Here is a 23109-nt window from a genome sequence, read left to right on the forward strand (position 1 = left end):
CCCGCAATAGCGGCTACGTGCCGGCGCAAGGATTTGTTACGTGCTCACGGATCCGTGAGGTGAATTTCCCCGGCAGGCAGACCAGGTCGCGAGCCATGCACGTCTCGCATGCCCGGTACCGGATTGACCGAAAACTCCTTCATCGAATGAAAAATGGAAAATTGCGTGCTGCGCTGTAACGAAGCCCGCGAGGGCTGCGTATAGACCGATGACACGGTCCCCGGAACCTGCCTGGGCGGGTCGTTCTGTTCCCCTGAAACAGGTTGATCGTGAACCCATGGACGACCGCCCGACCAGTCCTCCCACGCTACGCACCATTGCTGCACGGGCGCTCGGCGGGGGGTGGGCGTCCCCGACCGCTCTGACACCGGCGATCGACATGAGTGCGACCTACACGCGCGGTGCCGACAATGGCTATAACGCCGGCCCTGTCTACGGCCGCAAGGACAACGCTTCGGTACAGCAGGCCGAGCGGCAGCTCGCCGAGCTTGAGCATGCCCGCGAAGCCTTGCTGTTCGGTTCCGGCATGGCGGCGGCAATCGCTGTTTTCATGGCGCTGCGTCCGACCCATATCGTCGCCCCAAAGGCAATGTATTGGGGTCTGCATCTGTGGCTGGAACGCTTCGGCCGCAATTTCCACGACGTCACCTTCGTCGATATGTCGCGGCTTGAGGACGTGCGTGCGGCGATCTGTCCTGGTCGGACCGGCCTTGTCTGGATCGAGACGCCGAGCAATCCATTGTGGACGCTCACGGATATCACCGCGGTCGCCGATCTCGCTCACCGGGCTGGGGCGCTGCTCTGTGCAGATTCTACCGTGGCTACACCGGTGCTCACCAAGCCACTCGACTTGGGTGCTGACATCGTTATGCACTCGGCGACCAAATACCTCAATGGTCACTCCGATGTCGTTGCCGGCGCGCTTGCCACGGCCGACGTCTCGGAACTGTGGTTGCGCATCAAGGAGATGCGCGACCAGAACGGTGCAGTGCCGGGTGCCTTCGATGCCTGGCTGCTAATGCGCGGTCTGCGCACGCTCGATCTCAGACTGCGTGAGCAGAGCCGCAGCGCCGCCCTGATCGCCGAGCGTCTGGCCGGGCATCCGGCTATTGCGACGGTACTTTACCCTGGTCTCTCCAGCCATCCTGGCCACGCTGTGGCACTTCGGCAGATGCCGGATGGCTTCGGTGGCATCCTGTCGGTGCGTGTTCGGGGCGGTAGCCGCGCCGCAGTGGCCGTGGCGGCGCAGGTGCAGCTCTGGCGGCGCGCGACGTCCTTTGGCGGCATTGAGAGCCTCATAGAACATCGTGCGTCGATAGAGGGTGAGGGTTCGCCCTGTCCTGAAGACCTGCTGCGACTCTCGGTGGGGCTCGAAGACCCCGGCGATCTTTGCCGCGATTTACTCCAGTCTCTCAATCTTCTGGCGTGACAACAAAAACGAGGGCCACCCCATGAACACGATCGCCGTCGCAGTCATCTGCAAGACACCTGCCCCGGGCAAGTCGAAGACGCGGCTTTCGCCGCCGCTGAATCCGGACGAATGCGCCGCGATCTCCGCCTGCTTCATCGCGGATCTCACCACCACCATTGCGCAGGTTGCCGAGGCGGGGGATGCCGAGGGCTATGCGGTCTACACGCCAGTGGGTAGCGAAGAGGCGCTGAAGCGGCTGTTGCCGCAGCACTTCGGCCTGGTGGCGCAAGGCGAGGGCGATCTCGGTGCCCGGCTGCATAAGGGAATTGCCGATCTCCTAGCCTCCGGCCATACCGGAGCCATGCTGATCAATTCGGATAGTCCTACGTTGCCGGCGGCCATCTTGCGGATGGCGGTTGAAGCGCTGAAGGGAGGTGATCGGGTGGTCCTGAGTCCGGCGGCCGATGGCGGTTACACGTTGATCGGTCTCACGCACCCCCATGCACACCTGTTCATGGATATTCCCTGGAGCACCGCCGATGTTTATCGCCTGACGCTGGAGCGGGCGCAGGAGATCGGCCTGCCGGTGGTCGAACTGCCGGGCTGGTACGATGTCGATGATGCGACCTCCTATGCCTGGCTCGAACAGGAGATCGACGGCATGCCGCCCGCCTTTGCCATGCCGGGAGTGGCGGGCGCGCCGGCGCTGCATACTGTCGCTTTCGTGCGTGGGCGCCGCCGCACCGGGAAGGCCGCATGAACATCCGGCCCAGTCTTTCCGCCGTTACGGTCATCGTTCCCTGCCTCGACGAAGAGGAAGCGATCGGCGAGGTTGTACGCGACGTGCTTGCCGAGGGTGTTGGTGAAGTGATCGTCGTGGACAACGGGTCGCGTGACCGGACGGCGGAGCGGGCCGCTGCGGCGGGCGCAAGGGTCGTGCGCGAGTCGCGGCGCGGGTATGGCCGTGCTTGCGCCGCCGGTCTGGCCGCCGTCGGACCCGGCTGCGAAATCGTGTGCTATCTGGACGGCGACGGCAGCGACGTGCCGGCCTTCATTCCGGCCATTGTGGCACCGGTCGCTGCCGGCCAGGCCGATTTCGTGATGGGCTCACGGCTGCGCGGCCGACGCGAGGCGGGCTCGATGACGCCCCAGCAGATCGTCGCCGGATACGTGGCGGGCGTGCTGTTGCGCATCATTTATGGCGTGCGCTTCACCGACATGTCGCCCCTGCGGGCAATGCGGCGCGACCGCCTTGCCGAACTCGGCATGAGGGAGACCACTTATGGTTGGAATCTCGAAATGCAAATGCGGGTCGCGGGCACAGGGTTGCGATACATCGAGCTTCCGGTCGATCACCGTTGCCGGCGAGGCGGCGTGTCGAAGGTGTCGGGCAATCTCAAGGCCGGTGTTGCCGCCGCCTTTAAGATCGCGACCACCTTTCTGCGCCTTGCCCGCGCACAGCGCGCGATGGGTGGCAAATCTGCGGCCGAGCCTTCCGCCTCGCGGAATCGCTGAAAGGAGTAGTGCATGCGCATCCTCGTCACCGGCGGAGCCGGCTTCATCGGCCGCCATGTCCTGACCGAACTTCTGGCCCATGGCCATGATGTGCGGGCTTTCGATTCGCTTCGCCCGGATGTCCATCACGACACACGCGGCTGGCAGGCCCTGGATGGCGTCGAGACGCTCGTCGGCGATGTCCGCGATCCAGCTCTGGTTGCACGTGCGGTTGCTGGCGTCGAAGCAGTGATTCATCTCGCCGCCAAGGTCGGTCTCGGCGTAGACATCGCCGACCTGCCCGACTATGCCTCGTCCAACGACGTTGGCACCGCCGAGCTTCTGGTCGCGATGGCGAAGGAGAATATTCAGCGCCTCACGCTGGCGAGTTCGATGGTTGTCTATGGCGAAGGTTTCGCGACCTGTCCGGAACATGGCGCAGTGCGGCCCGCGCCACGTCGGGAGAACGCCCTCGCCACAGGGCAGTTCGAGCCGCCCTGTCCATATTGCGGACGGTCTCTCGCAAGCCGCTTGGTTGGTGAAGACACGCCGCCGGATCCACGCAATGCCTATGCCACCAGCAAATTGGCGCAGGAATACTATGCTGCCAACTGGGCGCGCGCGACCGGCGGGACCGTGGCGATGATGCGATATCACAATGTCTACGGTCCTGGCATGCCGCGCGACACACCCTATGCAGGCGTGGCTTCGATCTTCACCTCGGCACTTCGGCGCGGCGAGGCGCCACGGGTATTCGAGGATGGCCGGCAGCGGCGCGACTTCATCCATGTCGGTGACGTGGCCGCGGCAACCGTGCTGGCCTGCGAGCGGCAGGCCGAAGGCGTCGCAGCTTACAATGTCGGTTCCGGTACACCCCGCACGGTAGGTGAAATGGCTGTGGCGCTAGCCCGCGCTCTCAACGGCCCGGAGCCCGTGATTACCGGCCAATACCGACTTGGCGACGTTCGCCACATCACGGCAGATTCTGCCAGGCTGAGGCGGGACTTCGGCTGGCAACCGCGCGTCGCCTTCGAGGATGGCATGGCGGAGCTCGCTGGTCTCGATCCACGCGCCCCGGTCACGTCACCGGCGAAGCCCGGCCCACTCGCAAGCCCGTTGGTCGGCGCGGGAGGAGATCGTTCATGAGCGGGATGATGGTCATTGGGCTCATCCTGATAAGCGTCGGTCTGAATGCTCTGGCGCAGATTTTGCTGCGGCTTGGGGCTCAGTCTGTCTCTTCCCCCGGACCTGGCCCATCTGCATTGGCCACGCTGGTATTTCAGCCGCCGGTACTGGGAGGACTTGTCTGCTACGGCGGCAGTCTACTGCTATGGCTTTATGTGCTCGGGCGAGTGGAGGTCTCCTTCGCATACCCGTTTCTGGCGCTCGGCTTCGTGCTGGTCGCGCTCGCCGGGTGGCTGTGGCTCGGTGAGACCATGCCGCCGGCTCGCGTGGCCGGAATCGGCATTATTGTCGCCGGGGTTCTGGTATTGGCGCGCAGTTAGAACCGCCTGTGCCTCGCTCAATCTGGTCGGCCCAAAGACCTCACGCCAGAAAGCGGAAGGTCACTTCAAAACGGAGCGGGATCTGTAAGTAGACTCGCTGCAGCGCATCTTGGAAGTTCGGGAATGCGACGGAGGCTGAGCTTTGACAACGGACAATCTCATAGAGCTTCTGGTACGAGATGCACGTCCGATTTGGTCATTCCGTCGTGTATTCTGGCTCGCGACGATTTGTGGATTGATCGTTACCAGTGTGCTGTTTTCCTTATTTATCGGCATCCGGCCGGATTTCGCCGCGGCTGGGCGCACCGGACAATTTCTCCTCAAATTTTGTGTGACGATACCACTCGCGATCGGCACGTCCGGCCTCGTTCTGGCATTGGCAACCCCCGGTGCGCGATGCGGGATCTGGTATTCGGTAATTGCCTTTGCGATTGCACTTCTACTTGGCGCAGACGTGGTGGAGATGTCGGCATTGGCGCCCGATGTGTGGAAGGAGAAAATGCTGGGGCATAACGCCTGGTTCTGCCTCACATTCATCCCGCTACTGTCGATCGGTCCATTCGCATTATTTCTGTGCGTATTGCAGTTCGGAGCTCCGAAGGATCCCGGTTTGGCAGGTGCTTTCTGCGGGTTGGCGGCGTCAGCAATCGCTGCAATCTTCTATGCGGCCAACTGCGACGATGATAGCCCGCTTTTTGTCCAACTTTGGTACCCTCTGGCAATGCTGCCGACCGTCGTTGCCGGCTGGCTCTATGGCCGTCGCTATATTTCCTGGTGAGCGCGGGAGCCGAGCTGGGAAGCATCTCCAGGGGGGCCGTCGAGCTGGGGATGACCCAGTCGGCCCTGTCCAAGGCGTCGCGCCGGGTCGAAGAAGAATGCGGCGCCACTCTGCTGGCCAGCTTGCCCAGGCGCGCTGAAGCCTGATGTCCCGAAGCTGCTCCGTATCCGGGGATTCATGGGAATTATTCAGAACACGGTAAAGCAGCGGGAAGCCACCATTTAGGCCTGCGGACAAAGACTGCTTGCTGCTAATCCGCGCCTCGGGGGAAGTTCTCAAAATTCATGGTCATTTTGCCGGGTCTTCTCAGGAAAGATGAGTATTTCTTCTCAATATTCCTGGTCCTATCGGTCTGAATCGGTCGTTTTCTTCTCAATTAACCTGAGATCCGACAGCCGGCTACCGGCTTTTGAGAATTCCCCAGCTTATTTGAGAATCGGTAAGTCCTGTGCGTCGCGCTTGGCGCGGGGGCACGCTGTGCAGTGGGCGCAAATGTCAGGCGCCCGTATTGTCCATATCTTTATGGCGTACCGCGCCTATATGAATTCCGATCTCTACAAAATGGAATGCAGGCGGCTGACAGATTGTGACCCGCCTGTCCCTCTGCACCTGTCTTTCTGTGCCAGGGCCCGCTCGGGCCTGGCGGCGGTCACGCGCTGTGCCGGATGTCCATCTGATCGATCCGCAAGCGATCGACGGAGTCCCGTTTTCTGACTCGGTGAGCGCGCGCATACGCGGCGCTGCGCAAAAGAGGTAGGCCGCAGGAAGTATTTCGCATCGAGATGCTGCGCCCATAGCCGTGCGGCTTATTGCCGTGTGGTCGACCCGACTAAACTGAATCATCGCCTTCGGTTCCGTGAACTCGAAGAGGCCGTGAAGATCCGCGCGGAAGTTTTGGTGAAAAACACAGGGAATTGAATGTCCGCCCGTCGGCGTGTGCTGGTCGCTTCGCGAAAGTCAGATTTCGCCGCGACCCTGCATCGTGAAGTGAGTCGTCTGCCCGAATGGCAGCTGATTGGTATTATCGATCAGCGGGCCGAGGATGTGTTCGAGCAGACCTGCGCGATGGCCGATGTCGTGCTAATCGATGCCGATGATCTGGTCTGGCTCTGGAGCAACAGGCGGGAAGCCACCGAAAAAACGCTGAAAACCCTGCGTGTTGTGGCGATTCTGAGCGACAAGCAAATTCTTGATGTAGTGCCGCGCCTGCCGCTGAACAGTGGCCTGCTGTTCAGGGCGCCGCATGGAGACGTGCCGTTCGATACGCTGGAAATAGCACTCAAAGGATACATGTCGGTTCGTGAGCCGCTGTTTGACCGCATAAAGCAGAACCGTTTGCGGCTCGACATCGTTGCCGGTTTTTCCCCCGAAGAACTGCTCATCCTGGCCTATATCGGCAATGGCCTGTCCAACCGGCAGATCGCCAAGATCAGCGGACTGGTGGAGAATCGGGTCAAGACGGTGGTCTATCTGGTGACTCATAAACTGCGGATGGAAAACCGGACGGCCGTGGCCATGTTCGTGGTTTCAAACAGGCTGTCAGATGGGAATTCGGGCTAATATACCTCTAAAGTAGCAGCGGTAATGCGGCCACTCCCTGCGCGCGGTCTTGCAACCGCTTTGAGTCGAAAGCTGGGTTCAGCGCCTGTCAAATCAACCACCACGTTCATTGTTCACTCTCAAAGGGGCATCAAACGGGGTGCCGGCGCCGCTCCCAGCTCAAACGTTAAAGTAACGATCTGCCAATATCTTCGCGTGCGACTTGATTGTGCGCCGTATCGTTCCCATCTGTATGACTGTCGATAGATGGCCGGACGACTCCGCCTTCCGCTGATTTTTATCAGCGCCATGCAGACATCTTCTTTCCTGAACATGCGATGTCGATGACGCCGGACAGGCGCGCCCCTCTATTTTGAAAGGGTTTCCTTATGACGACGGGAACCGTGAAATGGTTTAACGCCAACAAGGGCTTCGGCTTCATTGCACCCGACGAAGGTGGAAATGACGCCTTTGTTCACATCAGCGCGGTTGAACGCGCCGGCATGAACGATCTGCGCGAAGGCCAGAAACTGGGCTTTGAGCTGGTGGCCGACCGCAAAAGCGGCAAAATGTCAGCCGATAATCTCAAGGCTATTGACTGAGATGACTGATCTGGCGGGATGTACAAGCGGCCCACCAGGCTTCAGCGTCATGAAATACACGGCCCATGGGCCCCGCACCTGATCTAGGTGACGGGGCCTTTTCATTTTCAGCCCGGCCGCATCCGCGGATTGGGCAGCATAGGAGGTCATCATGGCCAAGTCGCAAAAGCGCAGTAACCGCGAAGCCAAGAAGCCGAAGAAGGCCGCTGTCGCCGCCGTGGTCGAGTCCACTCCGATGAAGGGGCTGATGGCCTCGGCCTCGCCGGCGAAGAAAAAGAAATGAAGGTGCCCACACAAGCCATGACGTCGGCTCGTACGGCCAGTCCGTAAGGCGACATCATGCGCTATCTCGGTAGTCTGCATGGCCGGGCAACGCTCGCATGCGGGATAGAGGTGTTCGGGCAGGCCGATTATGACTTCGACGGATTTGTCGGACCGGCCGGCCAGGTCATGGCCAACGGCGAAATCCGGATGCCACCGGAGATTCTGCGCAGCCTGTTCGGCCGCCGGGATTTGCAGTTGCTGATGAAGGACGGGCGTATCGTCAGCCTGCGGTTCAGCGAGCGCAAACTGACACCCGACGGCGATGCGGCCCATGTCGATATCGCCGGTGATCTTCCGCCGGCAGCCGACTGGCGCCAGTAACACGGATTATCCAGGGCTTTGCATGTGGCGACAGCGCCGGTGCGAAGTGGAAAGGCGTTCATGATCGCGATACTTCGTCAAATGTTCAGGCGTCGATCATTGCCATGGCATGACACAGCGCCAGTCAGGGAGGAGCTGTTCGGCATCGAACGGCTGGAGCAACATGCCGAGAGTCTTGCCCTTGCCCAGCAGATAACGGACAGACCGCCTGCCGTTCTGTCCCTGCGTATCCGGCTGGATGACAATGCCCGCGTCCTGCTGGCGGCATACCGGGCTGATGCCGCCGAGCTGGAAAAAGGCGGCGATGTCGTTCCGGCCGCGGAATGGCTGCTCGACAACTATCACCTGGTCGAGGAACAGATTCGCGAAATCCGCGACGATCTGCCGCCGGGCTATTATCGCCAGCTGCCGAAACTGGCAGAGGGGCCATTTGCTGGATATCCCAGGGTATTCGGTCTCGCCTGGGCCTTTGTTGCCCATACAGACAGCCATTTCGATCCAGACACCTTGCGGCGCTTCATTGCGGCCTATCAGCGGGTACAGCCCCTGACCATCGGCGAACTTTGGGCTGTCGCCATCACACTCCGTATCGTCCTGATCGAAAACCTGCGCCGACTGGCCGACCAGATCACGATGGGCCGCGAAACCCGGGCGAGTGCCGATGCGCTGGCCGACCGCCTGCTCGACCCCGCAAGGCTTCGGTCGGCGCTGGAAGCGGATCTGTCGGCGCAGCCGCCTGAGCCATTGTCGGAACGGTTCGCGGCCCAGCTCGCCAAGCGGCTGCGCGATCAGGACCCGAGGGCAATGCCGGCTCTGGGATGGCTGGAACGCCGCCTGGAAGAGCAAGACGTCACGATCGGTGATGTCGTCCAGCATGCCCAACAGAGGCAGGGCGCATCCAATCTCACGGTGCGCAATGTCATCACCAGCATGCGGCTGATCTCGGATATCGACTGGGCCGATCTGGTGGAAAGTGTCAGCCTGGTCGATCACCGGCTGCGGGCCGCCAGCGATTTCGCCGCGATGGATTTCTCGACCCGCGACCTCTACCGGAAGGCCATCGAGCAGCTGGCTCGCGGCTCCGCCTGTTCGGAACTCGAGGTTGTCGAGCATACCTTGAGGGCGGCACGGCTTGCGGAAGACAATGCGGTCGATCTGGCGCAGGCCGAACGCATGGGCGATCCCGGTTATCATCTGATCGCCGAGGGGCGGCAGGCGCTGGAACGGACGATCGGATTCAGGCCATCGCCGCGCCTCTGGGTCGGCCGCTTGAATACCCGTCTTGGCATTCCCGGCTACCTCGGCGCGCTGTTGCTGGTCACCGGCCTGCTGCTCGGCCTTGCCGCACTGGCCATAGGGGTGCCCCGCCTAGATGCCGGCTGGATAGCGTTCTTCCTGGCTGCCGGATTCCTGCCCGCCTCCGAAGTGGCAACAGCGTTGGTCAACCGGGCGGTTATCTGGAGTGCCAGTGCCGTGGCATTGCCTGGGCTGGAACTCAAGGCCGGCATTCCGGCATCGTTGCGCACACTGGTGGCCGTGCCGATCCTGCTGGTCGATGAAGCGAATCTACTGGAACAGATCGAACGCCTGGAGGTCCATTATCTTTCGGGTGTCAGCGGCGACCTGTATTTCGCACTTCTGTCAGATGGCGCAGATGCCAATGAAGAAATGCTGGAAAGCGATACGCATCTTCTGGCCATCGCCGCAGTTGCCATTGCCGACCTGAATCGCCGGCACGGGCCGGGGCCGGGCGGCGTGCGGTTCCATCTTCTGCATCGCCGCCGTGCCGTGAATGCGAGTGAAAGCACCTGGATGGGATGGGAGCGCAAGCGCGGCAAGCTGCATGAGTTGAACCGGCTGCTGCGCGGGGCAACCGACACCACATTCATGCCCGTGGCGGGTAAGGCTTCGCAGTTGCCGGATGATGTGCGGTATGTCATCACCCTCGATGCTGACACCCGACTGCCGCGGGATGCCGCCATCCGCCTGATTGGCAAGATGGCGCATCCGCTGAACCGACCCAGGTTCAGCGCCGACGAGCAGCGCATTGTCAGCGGATACGGGATACTGCAGCCGCGCGTTACACCCTCGCTGCCGGTCAGTAGCGAAGGATCGCTCTATCAGCGGATATTCTCCAGCCCTGGCGGGATAGATCCCTATGCTGCTGCCGCATCCGATGTGTACCAAGATCTGTTTGGGGAGGGCTCTTATACCGGTAAGGGCATCTACGATGTTGATGCCTTCGAGGCAGCCTTGGCTGGCCGTATTCCTGAAAACCGGGTCCTCAGTCATGATCTGCTAGAAGGGATATATGCACGTTCCGGTCTGGCTTCCGACATCGAGGTGATTGAGGATTTCCCGTCCCGCTACGATGTTGTCGCCTTGCGCCAGCATCGATGGACCCGTGGCGACTGGCAGCTGTTGCCGTGGATAGCGGCCCCGCGCCGCGGGCATCTGGCGGTACCGGCGCTTGGGCGTTGGAAGATGCTCGATAATCTACGGCGCTCGTTGCTGGGTCCCTTTACGCTGCTGCTTCTGGGCCTGTGCTGGCTGCTGCCGCCACCGTCCATTCTGCCGGGGCTTTTGCTGACGCTTGCGACCATCGCCGTGCCGGCCTTTTTGCCGGCCGCCTTTTCGCTTCTGCCGCCCCGCTCCGGAATCCGCCTGCGCAATCATCTAGGCGCGCTGGCCGGCGATCTGCGGCTGGCAGTGATGCAGACGCTGCTGTCGGTTGCCTTCCTTCCCGATCTGGCCTGGCGCATGGGCGATGCGATTGTCAGGACCCTGGTCCGGCTGTTTGTGACGCGTCGCCAGCTTCTGGAATGGACGACGGCGGCGGTATCGGCGGGCAGTCCGCGTCTGAATCTGCTCGGCTTTTCGAGAAAGATGTCCGGCGGGCTGGTCCTGACCGGACTGTTCATCGTCACCGCGATTGTTCTGGCGCCGTCGATCTGGCCATTCATTCTGCCGTTTGCGGCGCTATGGCTGGCGGCCCCGGCGCTGGCCTTGTGGGTCAGTCGCTCACCACCGGCGGCGCGCCGTCTGGTGGTTACGGAAAGTGAGGCGCGAGAGCTGCGTCTGATCGCACGCCGTACTTGGCGGTACTTTGAGGTCTTTGTCACGCCAGCGGAGAATATGCTGCCGCCTGACAATTTTCAGGAAGATCCCAGGCCGGTTCTCGCACACCGGACTTCGCCCACCAATATCGGGCTTTACCTGCTGTCTGCCGTGGTGGCCCGCGATTTCGGATGGGCCGGGACGGCAGAGACCGTTGAGCGGCTGGAAGCGACAGTGGCCACCCTCCAGCGGCTGCCGCGTTTCAAGGGTCATTTTTTTAACTGGTATGGCACGCAGGACCTTCGCGTCCTTGAACCAGCCTACATTTCATCCGTCGACAGCGGCAATCTGGCCGGCCACCTGATCGCTTTGGCGAATGCCTGTGAAGAGTGGGTGGATGCTGGTGTGGCACCAGCGGTTCGTTCCGGAATGACCGACACCCTGCTGCTGGCGCGCGCGGCGCTTGGGGTTTTACCTGTCGGCGGCGGGAAAGGCGGACAGGAAATAGAAACGCTGTTTGGCGAGATCGATGGCCATCTGAATGGTGCTCTGACCTCAGATGCAACCTATCCAGCGCTAAAGAGATTATCCGAAAAAGCCGCCAAGTCCGCACTCGACCTCGTTTCGGGAAGCCGGCCAGGCATGTTCCAGGATTTAATGTTCTGGGTCGAGGCACTGCGGCGCGTCATCGCTGAGCACGAGCGCGACCGGCTGCAGCTGGCGGCTGCGCCGCATGGCCTGCATGGGCGGCTGCAGGCGATTGCGGCGACGGCCCGCGAAATGACCCTCGCCATGGATTTTTCATTCCTGCTTGATCCAGAGCGCAAGCTGCTGTCGATCGGTTATTCAATGCCGGATAATAGCCGCGATTCCAGCTGCTATGATCTCTTGGCATCCGAAGCGCGGCTGGCCAGTTTGTTTGCGATTGCCAAGGGCGATGTTGTCACCCAGCACTGGTTCCGACTTGGCCGCGCTTCAACGCCGCTGGGAAACGGCGCTGCATTGATTTCCTGGTCCGGGTCGATGTTCGAATACCTGATGCCGTCGCTGGTGATGCGGGCACCTGCCGGCAGCCTGCTCGAACGCACCAACACCCTGGTGGTGGATCGCCAGAAATCCTATGGGCGCACCTTGGGTATTCCTTGGGGTGTCTCCGAATCCGCCTATAACGCGCGCGATATGGAATTCACCTACCAGTATTCCAATTTCGGGGTGCCCGGCCTGGGCCTGAAGCGTGGGCTGGCCGAAAATGTAGTGATCGCACCCTATGCCACGGGTCTTGCCGCCATGGTGGATCCGCGTGGGGCCCTGCAGAATTTCGACCATCTTGAAAGGCTGGGAGGGAATGGGCGGTACGGGTTCTACGAAGCGCTCGATTTCACCCGATCCAGGCTGCCGGATAATACGGAAGTCGCCGTGGTGCATAGCTTCATGGCGCATCACCAGGGCATGACTATCGTCGGCATAGCGAATGTGCTGCATGACGGGGCAATGCGGAGCCGCTTCCATCGCGAACCGATGATACAGGCCAGCGAATTGCTGCTGCAGGAGCGCATGCCGCGAGGCATTGCCGTAGCGCATCCGCGCGCCGAGGAGGTAAAGGTCGCCGCAACCAAGGCCCGGACTGAAGGGGCGACAGCACGCCACCTCACCGGAAGGACCGAAGGGGCACCGGTAACGCATATACTGTCGAATGGCCGCTACGCCGTGATGTTGACCGCGACAGGCGCGGGCTACAGCCGCTGGCGCGATATTGCCGTGACGCGCTGGCATGAGGACGTGACGCGCGACGACTGGGGGACATTCATATTCCTGCGAGATGTTACCAGCGGGAAGATCTGGTCGGCCGCGGCAAAGCCGGTGGGTGTCGGCGGTGATGGCAATGAAGTTATTTTCGCCGAGAACTGTGCCGAGTATATCTGCCGCGGCGAATCTCTGGTCACTACCATGGATGTTCTGGTGTCCGGTGAGGATGACGGAGAGGTTCGTCGCATATCGCTGACCAACAGCGGTCGTCGGGCGCGCGAGATCGATATCACCTCCTATGCCGAGCTGGTGCTCGCGATGCCGGCGGCTGACGGCGCCCATCCTGCTTTTTCCAAGATGTTCGTGCAGACAGAGTATCTTGCCGAATTCGGCGCGCTGGTCGCGACGCGACGCCGGCGCGCACCGGATGAAGTCGAGGTCTGGGCCGCCCATTTTGCAGTGGTGGAAGGAGAGGTCTCGGCCGATCCGCAATACGAATCCGATCGTGCGCGTTTCATCGGCAGGAGCCGGACCATCAGGACTGCCGCCGCCATGACAGGGGAGGCCGCGCTCACCAATACGGTGGGCACTGTCCTGGATCCGATCTTTGCGCTCAGGCATCGCGTGTTGGTTGCGCCCGGCGGCGTTGCACGTCTTGCCTTCTGGACGCTGGTCGCATCGTCGCGGGCCGATCTTCTGGACCTGATCGACAAGCATCACGACCGAAGTGCCTTTGACCGCGCCAAGACGCTGGCCTGGACCCAGGCCCAGGTCCAGCTGCGACATCTCGATATCGAAATGGAGGAAGCCGCAGACTTCCAACGCCTGGCGGCACCCATCCTCTATGCCGATCCGCGCTTCCGCGCACCTGCCGATGCGATCCTGCGGGGCGCCGGCCCGCAGTCGGGTTTGTGGCCACAGGGCATTTCCGGCGATTGCCCCATCGTCCTGTTGCGGATTGACGAGATCGAGGATATTGCCCAGGTGCGACAGTTGCTGCGGGCTCATGAATACTGGCGCATGAAACGCCTCAGTGTGGATCTTGTCATCGTCAACGAGCGCGCGTCTTCCTATACGCAAGACTTGCAGATCGCCATTGAAATCGCCGTGCGCAGCAGCCAGGCTCGCCAGCGTTTTGGCGGGGAGATGGCGCGTGGATCGGTTTATCCGCTGCGGGCCGACCTAATCAGCGGTGAGATCCGGGCCTTGCTGCAGTCGGTTGCTCGTGTGGCTCTCATTGCCCATCGGGGATCTATTGCAGACCAGCTTGCCCGTCTGCCTGTTGCGGTGGTGACCACGCCCATCGTTGCACCGGGTGGGACTCTGCAGGCCGATATATTTCCTGGATCGGCGTCGGCACCTGCACTTGAATTCTTCAATGGCCTGGGCGGATTCGACAAGGATGGCCGGGAATATGTGACGATTCTCAATGCCAGGCAGGTCACGCCAGCGCCGTGGATCAATGTGATCGCCAATCCGTCTTTCGGTTTCCAGGTCTCGACGGAGGGCAGCGGCTACACCTGGGCGGAAAACAGCCGCGAGAACCAGATCACAGCCTGGTCGAACGATCCGGTCCGCGATCCGGCCGGAGAGACCCTGTATATCCGCGACGAGGTCAGCGGCGAACTCTGGACAGCCACGGCGCAGCCAATCCGGGATGGCGGTGTTTATACGGCGCGCCACGGCTATGGCTACAGCCGCTTCGAGCATGAGGCGAATGGCATCGCGCTCGACTTGCTGCAGTATGTTCCGCTTGCCGATCCGATCAAGATCTCGCGCCTGACCATTCGGAATCTGTCAGGTCGGCCGCGGCGGCTGTCCGTTACGGCCTATGCCGAATGGGTGCTGGGTACGGCGCGTGGTGTTTCCGGCCCGTTCATCATCACCGAGATCGACGAGGCAACAGGCGTGATGCTGGCACGTAATCCCTGGGGTGCGGCTTTCGCGGGCCGGGTTGCCTTCTCCGATCTGAGCGGCCAGCAGACCGCCTGGACTGCAGACCGTACGGAATTCCTGGGCCGCAACGGCTCAATTTCCGCACCTGCGGCGCTGACGGGGAAAGCGACGCTATCGGGTGCGACCGGTGCGGGCCTGGATCCCTGTGCGGCTCTGCAGGGGGTAGTGGAACTTGGCGTGGGAGAAGAGCGCGAAATCGTCTGGCTGCTCGGCCAATGTGGATCGGCCGACGAAGCACGGGCTTTGGTTTTGCGCTATCGCGAGGCCGATCTCGATGCCGTGCTGCTGGCGGTGACCGATCACTGGCAGGCACTGCTGGGTGCTGTGCAGGTCAGGACGCCGGATCGCGCGATGGACATCATGCTCAATGGCTGGCTGCTCTATCAGACGCTCGCCTGCCGCATCTGGGCGCGCTCGGCCTTCTATCAGGCCAGCGGCGCCTATGGCTTCCGCGACCAGCTCCAGGATGGCATGGCCCTGACCTTCGCCAAGCCTGACGAGACGCGTCGCCACCTGCTGCAGGCCGCCGCCCGGCAGTTCCCTGAGGGCGATGTGCAGCATTGGTGGTTGCCGCATTCGGGGCAAGGCGTGCGTACGCGGATATCCGACGACCGCGTCTGGCTGGCCTTTGCCACCGCCACCTATGTGGTGGCCTCGGGTGATGACGCCGTGCTCGATGAAACTGTGCCGTTTATCGAAGGGCCCGGTCTGGGTGTGGGGGAGCATGACGCCTTCTTCCAGCCGATGGTTGCTGATCAGTCCGCCTCGCTGTTCGAACATTGCGCGCGTGGCCTCGACCAGTGCCTGGCGCTGACCGGTCGGCTCGGCCTGCCCCTGATGGGGACTGGCGACTGGAATGACGGTATGAATCGCGTCGGGCAGGATGGTCAGGGCGAAAGCGTCTGGCTGGCCTGGCTGCTGCTGCGGACCATCGATCTTTTCGCACCCCTGGCACGGCAGCGTGATCCGGACCGGGTGGCTCGCTGGCAGGCCCATGCCGCCCATGTACGGGCGGCGCTCGAGCGGGAGGCCTGGGATGGCGCCTGGTATCGTCGCGCGACCTTCGATGACGGCGTCTGGCTCGGATCGAAGGACAGCCCGGAATGCCGGATCGATTCCATTGCGCAGTCCTGGGCGGTGTTATCCGGCGGCGCCGACCCGGCACGCGCTGTTACGGCGATGGCGTCGCTGAAGCGGCATCTGATCCGTGAGCAGGAAGGCCTAGCTTTACTGTTCACGCCGCCCTTTGACCGGACCCCGCTTGATCCGGGCTATATCAAGGGTTACCCGCCGGGCCTGCGTGAAAATGGCGGGCAGTACAGTCACGCCGCCATGTGGGCCATTCTGGCCTTCGCAAAACTGGGCGATGGCGCAGCAGCGATGGATCTGTTCGCTCTGCTCAACCCGATCAACCATGCCCGCACGCCTGACGATGCTGAGCGCTATAAGGTTGAGCCTTATGTGATTGCGGCCGACGTCTATTCCATGGCGCCTCATATCGGGCGCGGCGGATGGAGCTGGTACACCGGTGCGGCCGGCTGGATGTATCGGGCCGGCATAGAGGGTATCCTGGGCCTGCGCCGCGAAGGCGCCACGCTGATCGTCAATCCTTGCTTTCCGCCTGCATGGGCTGGCTTTGAAGCGACCGTATCAGTCGGATCAGGCCGCTACGACATCCGCGTCACCCAGTCATTGGTGGATGGCTGGGACAGCGCGCATGCCATCCTTGACGGTGTGCGGATTGAGCATGTTGGCAGGGGCTTCCAGGTCCCGCTGGATGGCGGTAAGCACAGCCTGCTGATTTCGATCTAAACGGATGGGATGTCTCAAATAAGAGCGTCAGTTATCAAGGTCTTCTCAAAAAGAGTATTAGCTCTTATCCAGTAAAGCTGGTTCAACTCGTTCGAATAGACTGATTTCTCAATTAATCTGAGATCTGACACCGATGTCATCATGTCGCCTTCCTGAGACTGACACGGTCGTCGACTACTATGGCATCGAGATTGAGATCAAGGTGGAACGGTCTGAGCTTCCGGAAAGACGTTGCCAGAATCTCTGATAATTCATTGCCAACGACTCGGGTCCGACTTGCTCGAATCAGGGCTAAAATTGCCAACTACACTGGTTTCCGCACAGCTGCTGCCGGCTACCGGTTTTTGAGAATTTCCCCAGCTCTTATGAGAAATCGGACCGGCGTGTCCGGCGACGCCAGCGAGAGCAGTGCGACCGGCTATCGGCGGCCGGCCACGGATTTCCTTATGTCCGCTTTATGAAAACGGCTCCAAAGCCTCATGGCGGCAATAGGCGGGGCGGCGCAACTCTTCTCCATCGACAATGTGAGAAGGAATACATGCGTGTCGTCCACCCCCAAGCGGCGCCGTTTCAACCTGGCGGCAGCCTATTCACCATCGACCATTGGTGACCTCGTCGCCGTCACGCCCACGATCCGCAGCGAAAGCATCGTCGTCATTGGCCGGGGCACGCTGCCATTCTTTCTGGCCTTTCTGGATCGCGGCTGCCGCAGCGCCGCGGAATTGCGCATCAGCACGGCCGCACCGGATGCCCAGCCCGCCGACCTGGCCTGGATCACAGGTATAGCCGAGCCAAAGGAATGCGACGCCGCCGTGCGAATGGCGCTGCGCCGGGTCGGTAAGACTGGCCGCATTGCCATCGATGCGACCGTACTGGTCGCCCGCAAAGGGCTGGCGCGACTGCTGCAGTATATGAAACGCCTCGGCCTGCAGGTCGACAGCACGCATTGCATCGGCACGCGTGTCGTCGTGCTGGCGCATGGGTGACGGCATGTCCCACCGCGAACGCCGTCTGCGGGGTTCCATCGTGGCGCTGGTCACGCCCTACCGGAAAGGCTGTGTCGATGCGGGCTGCCTGTCTGCCCTGATTGCGCGCCAGATCGAGCGCGGCACCAGTGCGATCCTGGTGGGGGGCAGCACCGGTGAGGGTGCCCTGCTGGCGGATGAGGAGCAGGCCCTGCTGGTCGAGACGGCGGCAGTCGTGGCTCGTCGGCGGGTGCCGGTGATGGCGGGCGTCGGGACGCCGTCCACCGAGCGCGCCGTCTTCCTTGCCCGGCAGGCGGAGCGGCAGGGCGCCGATATCCTGCTGGCCAGCGCGCCGCCTTACATCCGCCCGACGCAAGCCGGACTGGCCCTGCATGTTCAGGCGATCCATGATGCCGTACGCCTGCCGGTGCTGCTCTATGACGTGCCCTCGCGTACGGCCTGCCGTTTCGAAGATGACACGGTGGCGCGCCTCGCTGCGCTGCCGCGCGTGATCGGCATCAAGGACGCGACTGGCGATCTGTCACGTCCGGCCAGGCTGCGGCGGCTCGCCGGCGCGCATTTCCTGCAACTTTCCGGCGACGACGCCACGGCGCTGCATCATCGCATCGCCGGCGGGCAGGGCTGCATCTCGGTGGCGGCCAATGTGGCGCCGGGCCTTTGTGCCCAGCTGCATGAGGACTTCGAGGCCGGCGACCTGCCGGCAGCCATGCGGCTGCATGAACGGCTGCTACCGCTTTCCCAGGCGCTGATGCTGGAGAGCAATCCGATTCCGGTGAAACGCGCTTTGTCACGCTTGGGACTCTGCGCCGACACCCTGCGCCTGCCGCTGACCCCGCTCTCCCCGTCCGCCGATGCGAGCCTGACCGCCGCGCTCGAACCGGTCTGGGCGCTGGAGGAGGGAACGGCCCGGCAGTCGGCGTGAGGCGCACCGCCTGCCGGGCCGGCTTTCCCCTGCCGGCATCGTCTTTATGAAATCCTTATGCCGACCGGCCGCCTTCCACATGGCGGCCTGATCCGGCTCTGCCCTAACTTTCGCTTACAGGAGCCATTTCCCATGCCCGATCTGCTTTTCCTACTTCTCGGCCTCGGCCTGTTCGCCGGTCTGATCGCTTATACCTATCTCTGCGAGCGCCTCTAGGAGCGCAGCCCCCATGACATTCGATTTCATCCTCGGCGGCAGCATTGCCGCCCTACTCGCCGTCTATCTCATTTATGCGCTGCTGCGCGCCGAGAAATTCTGAAAAGGCGTGGCCATGACCCAGAATGACACACTTCAATTCCTGTTGTTCATTGCAGTCCTGCTGGCGATGACGCCGCTGCTCGGCCGCTACATGACCCGGCTGTTCAACGGCGAAGCTGCGTGGCTGCGCCCTATCGAGCGACCGCTCTATGCACTGGCCGGCGTCGATCCGAAACGCGAGCAGCATTGGGTGAGCTATTCCGCCGCCTTGCTGGCCTTCAGCATCGCCGGCTTCGTGCTGTTCTACGCCGTACTGCGTTTCCAGGACGTGCTGCCGCTCAATCCACAGGGGCTGCCAGCATTGTCGCCGGACCTCACCTTCAACACGGTGGTCAGCTTCATCACCAATACCAACTGGCAGTCTTATGGCGGCGAAAGCACCATGAGCTATCTGAGCCAGATGGTGACGCTGACGGTGCATAACTTCCTATCGGCTGCCGCCGGTATCGGCATCGCGCTGGTGGTGATCCGCGCCTTCGCCCGCAAATCGGCAAAAACCGTCGGCAACTTCTGGGTCGATCTGACCCGCGCCACGTTGGGTCTGCTGTTGCCGGTATCGGTGCTTCTAGCGCTGTTCTTGATCTGGCAGGGCATGCCGCAGAATCTCGATCCCTACGTCACCGCCAATACTGTTGAGGGCGCCGAGCAGGTGATCGCCCAGGGGCCGGTGGCCTCGCAGGTGGCGATCAAGATGCTGGGCACCAATGGTGGTGGCTTCTTCAACGCCAATGCCGCGCATCCTTACGAGAATCCTACCGCGCTCAGCAATTTCGTGCAGATGCTGGCGATCTTCCTGATCGGCGGGGCGCTGACCAATGTGTTTGGTCGCATGGTCGGCGACCAGCGTCAGGGCTGGGCGATCTTCGCCACCATGCTACTGCTGTTCGTGATCGGCGTGCTGGTGACGGCCAATATAGAGTCCGGTGGCAATCCGCTGTTGACCGCGCTGGGCGTCGATCCGTTGCTCGGCAACATGGAGGGCAAGGAAGTGCGTTTCGGCAGTTTTGCCTCCTCGCTCTTCGCCGTGATCACCACGGCAGCCTCCTGTGGCGCGGTGAATGCCATGCATTCAAGCTTCCTGCCGCTTGGCGGCATGATCCCGCTGATCAACATGATGCTGGGTGAGGTGATCGTCGGCGGCGTCGGGGCCGGCTTCTACGGCATCGCTGTCTTCATCGTGGCGACGCTGTTCATCGCCGGCCTGATGGTGGGCCGCAGTCCGGAATATCTCGGCAAGAAGATCGAGGCGCGCGAGGCGAAGCTGGCGGTACTCGCCATCCTGATCTCGCCGATCGTCATCCTGGTCGGTACGGCGATTGCGCTGACCAGCGAAGCCGGCCAAGCCGGGTTGCTGAGTGCCGGCCCGCACGGCTTGAGTGAAGTACTGTATGCCTTCACGTCCGCCGCCGCGAATAACGGGAGTGCCTTTGCCGGCCTGACCGCCAATTCGGTCTTCTACAATACGGCGCTTGGCGTCGCGATGATGCTGGGCCGCTTCGCCATGATTGTGCCAGTGCTCGGCATGGCCGGCGCGCTGGCGGCGAAAAAGGCCGTTCCCGCCTCGGCCGGCAGCTTCCCCACGCATGGCCCGATGTTTGTCTGCCTGTTGGCCGGCACCATTCTGATCGTCGGCGGCCTGACCTTCTTCCCGGCGCTCGCGCTCGGACCGGTGGTCGAGCATCTGCTGCTGATCGCCGGCCAGACCTTCTGAGGATATCGTCATGAGCAAAGTTGTAAGCCAGAAACTCTTTGAGCCGGCGCTGGTGAAGACCGCCATCGGGCAATCCTTCGTCAAGCTGGATCCGCGCCAGCTTTGGCGCAACCCGGTGATGTTCGTGACTGCCGTGGTTGCCGTGGCCAGCAGCGTGCTGTTCGTCCGTGATCTTTTCGGCGGCGAGAACCCGGCGCTGATGGGCCAGATTTCCGCCTGGCTGTGGTTCACCGTGCTGTTTGCCAATTTCGCGGAAGCGCTGGCGGAAGGCCGCGGCAAGGCACAGGCCGAGTCCTTGAGGCGCGGCAAGACCGAAGCCATGGCCAAGAAGCTTGGCAATGATGGCCGTATCACCACCGTGCCGGCCACTGCGTTACGTATTGGCGATATCGTGCTGGTCGAGGTCGGAGACCCGGTGCCGGGTGATGGTGACGTGATCGAGGGCATTGCTTCGGTGGACGAATCCGCCATCACCGGCGAATCCGCACCGGTCATCCGTGAATCTGGCGGCGACCGCTCTGCCGTCACGGGTGGCACACGAGTGCTGTCGGATTGGATCAAGGTGAAGATCACCGTCAATCCGGGTGAAAGCTTCCTTGATCGCATGATCGGCCTGGTTGAAGGCGCCAAGCGGCAGAAGACGCCCAATGAAGTGGCGCTCACCGTACTGTTGGTCGGCATGACGCTGATCTTCCTGGTCACCACCGGCAGCCTGGAGGCGCTGGCGATCTATTCCGGCGTCGCGGTGCCTGTCGTTTACCTGATCGCGTTGTTGGTCACACTGATCCCGACCACCATCGGCGGGCTGCTGTCGGCCATCGGCATCGCTGGCATGGATCGACTGATCCGCCACAATGTGATTGCCAAGTCGGGCCGCGCCGTGGAAGCCGCCGGCGATGTCGATACTCTGCTGCTCGACAAGACCGGCACCATCACGCATGGCAACCGTATGGCCTCGGCTTTTGTCGCCATGCCCGGCGTTTCGGACAGCGAGCTGGCCGAGGCGGCACTGCTCGCATCGGTGGCCGATGAGACGCCGGAAGGCAAATCGATCGTTGCGCTCGCCGTCGAGAAATACGGCCTTGGCCACGAGATCGAGAGAGCGGGCAAGGGCAGCTTTATCCCGTTCAGCGCCCAGACCCGCATGAGCGGTCTCGATCTGCAGGGCCGGGAGATTCGCAAAGGCGCATTGGATGCCATGCTGCGTTATTCCGGCCAGCCTGCCACGCCGGCGCTCAGCACTGCTGTTGAACGCATCGCAAAATCCGGGGGGACGCCGCTGGTGGTGTCGGCCGACCGTCGGCTGCTTGGCGTCATCCACTTGAAGGATATCGTCAAGAGCGGCATCCGGGAGCGTTTCGCCGAATTGCGCCGCATGGGCATCCGCACCGTGATGGTGACCGGTGACAATCCGCTCACGGCGGCCGCCATCGCCGCCGAGGCCGGCGTGGATGATTTCATCGCCGAGGCCACGCCAGAAAAGAAGCTGGAACTGATCCGCAAGGAACAGGCCGACGGCAAGCTGGTGGCCATGTGCGGTGACGGCACCAACGATGCGCCGGCGCTGGCCCAGGCTGATGTCGGCCTGGCCATGAATATCGGCACCGCGGCGGCGCGTGAAGCCGGCAACATGGTCGATCTCGATAGCAACCCGACCAAGCTGATCGAGGTGGTGATGATCGGCAAGCAACTGCTCATGAGCCGCGGATCGCTCACCACTTTCAGCCTTGCCAACGACGTGGCGAAATACTTCGCCATCATCCCGGCCCTGTTCATCGCCGGCTATCCGCAGCTTGCTGCCCTCAATGTGATGCAGCTCAGCTCGCCGCAGAGTGCCATCCTTTCGGCGGTGATTTTCAACGCATTGATCATCATTGCGCTGATCCCGCTGGCGCTCAAAGGCGTGCGCTACCGGCCGCTACCGGCCGCCGTGCAGCTGCGCCGCAATCTGGTGATCTACGGCGTCGGCGGCGTTGTGCTGCCCTTCATCGGTATCAAACTGATCGATCTGGCCGTCGCGGCCCTCGGTCTGGCGTAAGGAGGCTTCCATGCTCAGTCATATTCGTCCTGCTGTCGTCCTGATGGCTCTGTTCACCTTGATCACCGGGCTCGCCTATCCGCTGGCGATTACCGGAATCGGTCAGGCCCTGTTTCCCGTGCAGGCGCATGGCAGCCTGATCGAACAGGATGGCAAGGTGATCGGCTCGGCGCTGATCGCGCAGGGTTTCAGTGGCGCGCAGTATTTCCAGCCGCGCCCCTCGGCGGCCGGCAAGGAGGGCTATGACGCCACATCCTCCAGCGGTTCCAACCTGGCCCCGACCGCCAAGGCGCTGGTCGAGCGCGTGAGCGCTGATGTGGGTGCCTATAAGGGCGCCAATGGTACGGATGCGGTGCCGGCCGATGCAATCACTACCTCGGGCTCCGGCCTCGACCCGCATATCTCGCCGGCCAATGCGGCCCGGCAGATCGCGCGGGTGGCCGAGGCGCGCGGCATGGCGGTGGCCGAGGTCCGCGGCCTGGTCGATCGTCATACCGAACAGCCTGGAATCTTCGGCGAGCCGGGCGTCAATGTGCTGACGCTGAACCTCGCTTTGGATAAGATCAGGCCGGTAGCGAAATGACCATGG

18 protein-coding genes are annotated in these 23109 nt (G+C 62.2%); all 18 read left to right on the forward strand.

Features of this window, described 5'->3' with window-relative positions; all coding sequences use genetic code 11:
* Positions 1-277 precede the first annotated feature (277 nt).
* The gene (locus AC1RRT_RS11245) at positions 278-1429 is read left to right on the forward strand and encodes a trans-sulfuration enzyme family protein (RefSeq protein ID WP_493013884.1); all 1152 of its coding nucleotides are present in this window, start codon (positions 278-280) and stop codon (positions 1427-1429) included.
* A 22-nt stretch (positions 1430-1451) separates the two neighbouring features.
* Complete coding sequence (locus AC1RRT_RS11250) at positions 1452-2171, forward strand: TIGR04282 family arsenosugar biosynthesis glycosyltransferase (protein WP_493013885.1); 720 nt, start codon at positions 1452-1454, stop codon at positions 2169-2171.
* The gene (locus AC1RRT_RS11255; RefSeq protein WP_493013886.1) at positions 2168-2926 is read left to right on the forward strand and encodes a glycosyltransferase family 2 protein; all 759 of its coding nucleotides are present in this window, start codon (positions 2168-2170) and stop codon (positions 2924-2926) included. The genes AC1RRT_RS11250 and AC1RRT_RS11255 overlap by 4 nt, the downstream gene beginning before the upstream one ends.
* A 12-nt stretch (positions 2927-2938) precedes the next feature.
* Positions 2939-4051: an NAD-dependent epimerase/dehydratase family protein gene (locus tag AC1RRT_RS11260; RefSeq protein WP_493013887.1), complete on the forward strand. Its 1113-nt coding sequence runs from the start codon at positions 2939-2941 to the stop codon at positions 4049-4051.
* On the forward strand, positions 4048-4410 hold the full coding sequence (locus AC1RRT_RS11265; RefSeq protein ID WP_493013888.1) for a DMT family transporter: 363 nt from the start codon (positions 4048-4050) through the stop codon (positions 4408-4410). Before AC1RRT_RS11260 ends, AC1RRT_RS11265 begins: the two co-directional genes overlap by 4 nt.
* 142 nt (positions 4411-4552) lie before the next feature.
* On the forward strand, positions 4553-5188 hold the full coding sequence (locus tag AC1RRT_RS11270; RefSeq protein WP_493013889.1) for an NrsF family protein: 636 nt from the start codon (positions 4553-4555) through the stop codon (positions 5186-5188).
* Entirely contained in the window at positions 5185-5334 is a 150-nt protein-coding gene (locus AC1RRT_RS11275; RefSeq protein ID WP_493013890.1) for a helix-turn-helix domain-containing protein, read from the forward strand. Before AC1RRT_RS11270 ends, AC1RRT_RS11275 begins: the two co-directional genes overlap by 4 nt.
* A 772-nt stretch (positions 5335-6106) precedes the next feature.
* On the forward strand, positions 6107-6748 hold the full coding sequence (locus AC1RRT_RS11280) for a helix-turn-helix transcriptional regulator (protein WP_493013891.1): 642 nt from the start codon (positions 6107-6109) through the stop codon (positions 6746-6748).
* 368 nt (positions 6749-7116) lie between these two features.
* Positions 7117-7329 carry a cold-shock protein gene (locus tag AC1RRT_RS11285; protein WP_493013892.1) on the forward strand — a complete coding sequence of 71 codons (213 nt, stop codon included), beginning with the start codon at positions 7117-7119 and terminating at the stop codon, positions 7327-7329.
* Between the two features lie 151 nt (positions 7330-7480).
* Positions 7481-7612: a hypothetical protein gene (locus AC1RRT_RS11290; protein ID WP_493013893.1), complete on the forward strand. Its 132-nt coding sequence runs from the start codon at positions 7481-7483 to the stop codon at positions 7610-7612.
* Positions 7613-7668: 56 nt separating this feature from the next.
* Positions 7669-7974: a hypothetical protein gene (locus AC1RRT_RS11295; RefSeq protein WP_493013894.1), complete on the forward strand. Its 306-nt coding sequence runs from the start codon at positions 7669-7671 to the stop codon at positions 7972-7974.
* A 60-nt stretch (positions 7975-8034) separates the two neighbouring features.
* Positions 8035-16545: a GH36-type glycosyl hydrolase domain-containing protein gene (locus tag AC1RRT_RS11300; protein ID WP_493013895.1), complete on the forward strand. Its 8511-nt coding sequence runs from the start codon at positions 8035-8037 to the stop codon at positions 16543-16545.
* Positions 16546-17087: 542 nt separating this feature from the next.
* Positions 17088-17531 carry a hypothetical protein gene (locus tag AC1RRT_RS11305; protein ID WP_493013896.1) on the forward strand — a complete coding sequence of 148 codons (444 nt, stop codon included), beginning with the start codon at positions 17088-17090 and terminating at the stop codon, positions 17529-17531.
* Between the two features lie 4 nt (positions 17532-17535).
* Positions 17536-18453: a 4-hydroxy-tetrahydrodipicolinate synthase gene (gene dapA, locus AC1RRT_RS11310; RefSeq protein ID WP_493013897.1), complete on the forward strand. Its 918-nt coding sequence runs from the start codon at positions 17536-17538 to the stop codon at positions 18451-18453.
* A gap of 229 nt (positions 18454-18682) precedes the next feature.
* The gene (kdpF, locus tag AC1RRT_RS11315) at positions 18683-18772 is read left to right on the forward strand and encodes a K(+)-transporting ATPase subunit F (RefSeq protein WP_493013898.1); all 90 of its coding nucleotides are present in this window, start codon (positions 18683-18685) and stop codon (positions 18770-18772) included.
* A 12-nt stretch (positions 18773-18784) separates the two neighbouring features.
* The gene (gene kdpA, locus AC1RRT_RS11320; RefSeq protein ID WP_493013899.1) at positions 18785-20482 is read left to right on the forward strand and encodes a potassium-transporting ATPase subunit KdpA; all 1698 of its coding nucleotides are present in this window, start codon (positions 18785-18787) and stop codon (positions 20480-20482) included.
* 10 nt (positions 20483-20492) lie between these two features.
* The gene (kdpB, locus tag AC1RRT_RS11325; RefSeq protein ID WP_493013900.1) at positions 20493-22520 is read left to right on the forward strand and encodes a potassium-transporting ATPase subunit KdpB; all 2028 of its coding nucleotides are present in this window, start codon (positions 20493-20495) and stop codon (positions 22518-22520) included.
* Positions 22521-22530: 10 nt separating this feature from the next.
* Positions 22531-23103 (forward strand): potassium-transporting ATPase subunit KdpC, encoded by a 573-nt coding sequence (kdpC, locus tag AC1RRT_RS11330; RefSeq protein WP_493013901.1) that lies wholly within the window; start codon positions 22531-22533, stop codon positions 23101-23103.
* Positions 23104-23109 lie beyond the last annotated feature (6 nt).

The organism is Ferrovibrio sp. GW821-FHT12B10, from assembly GCF_058807515.1.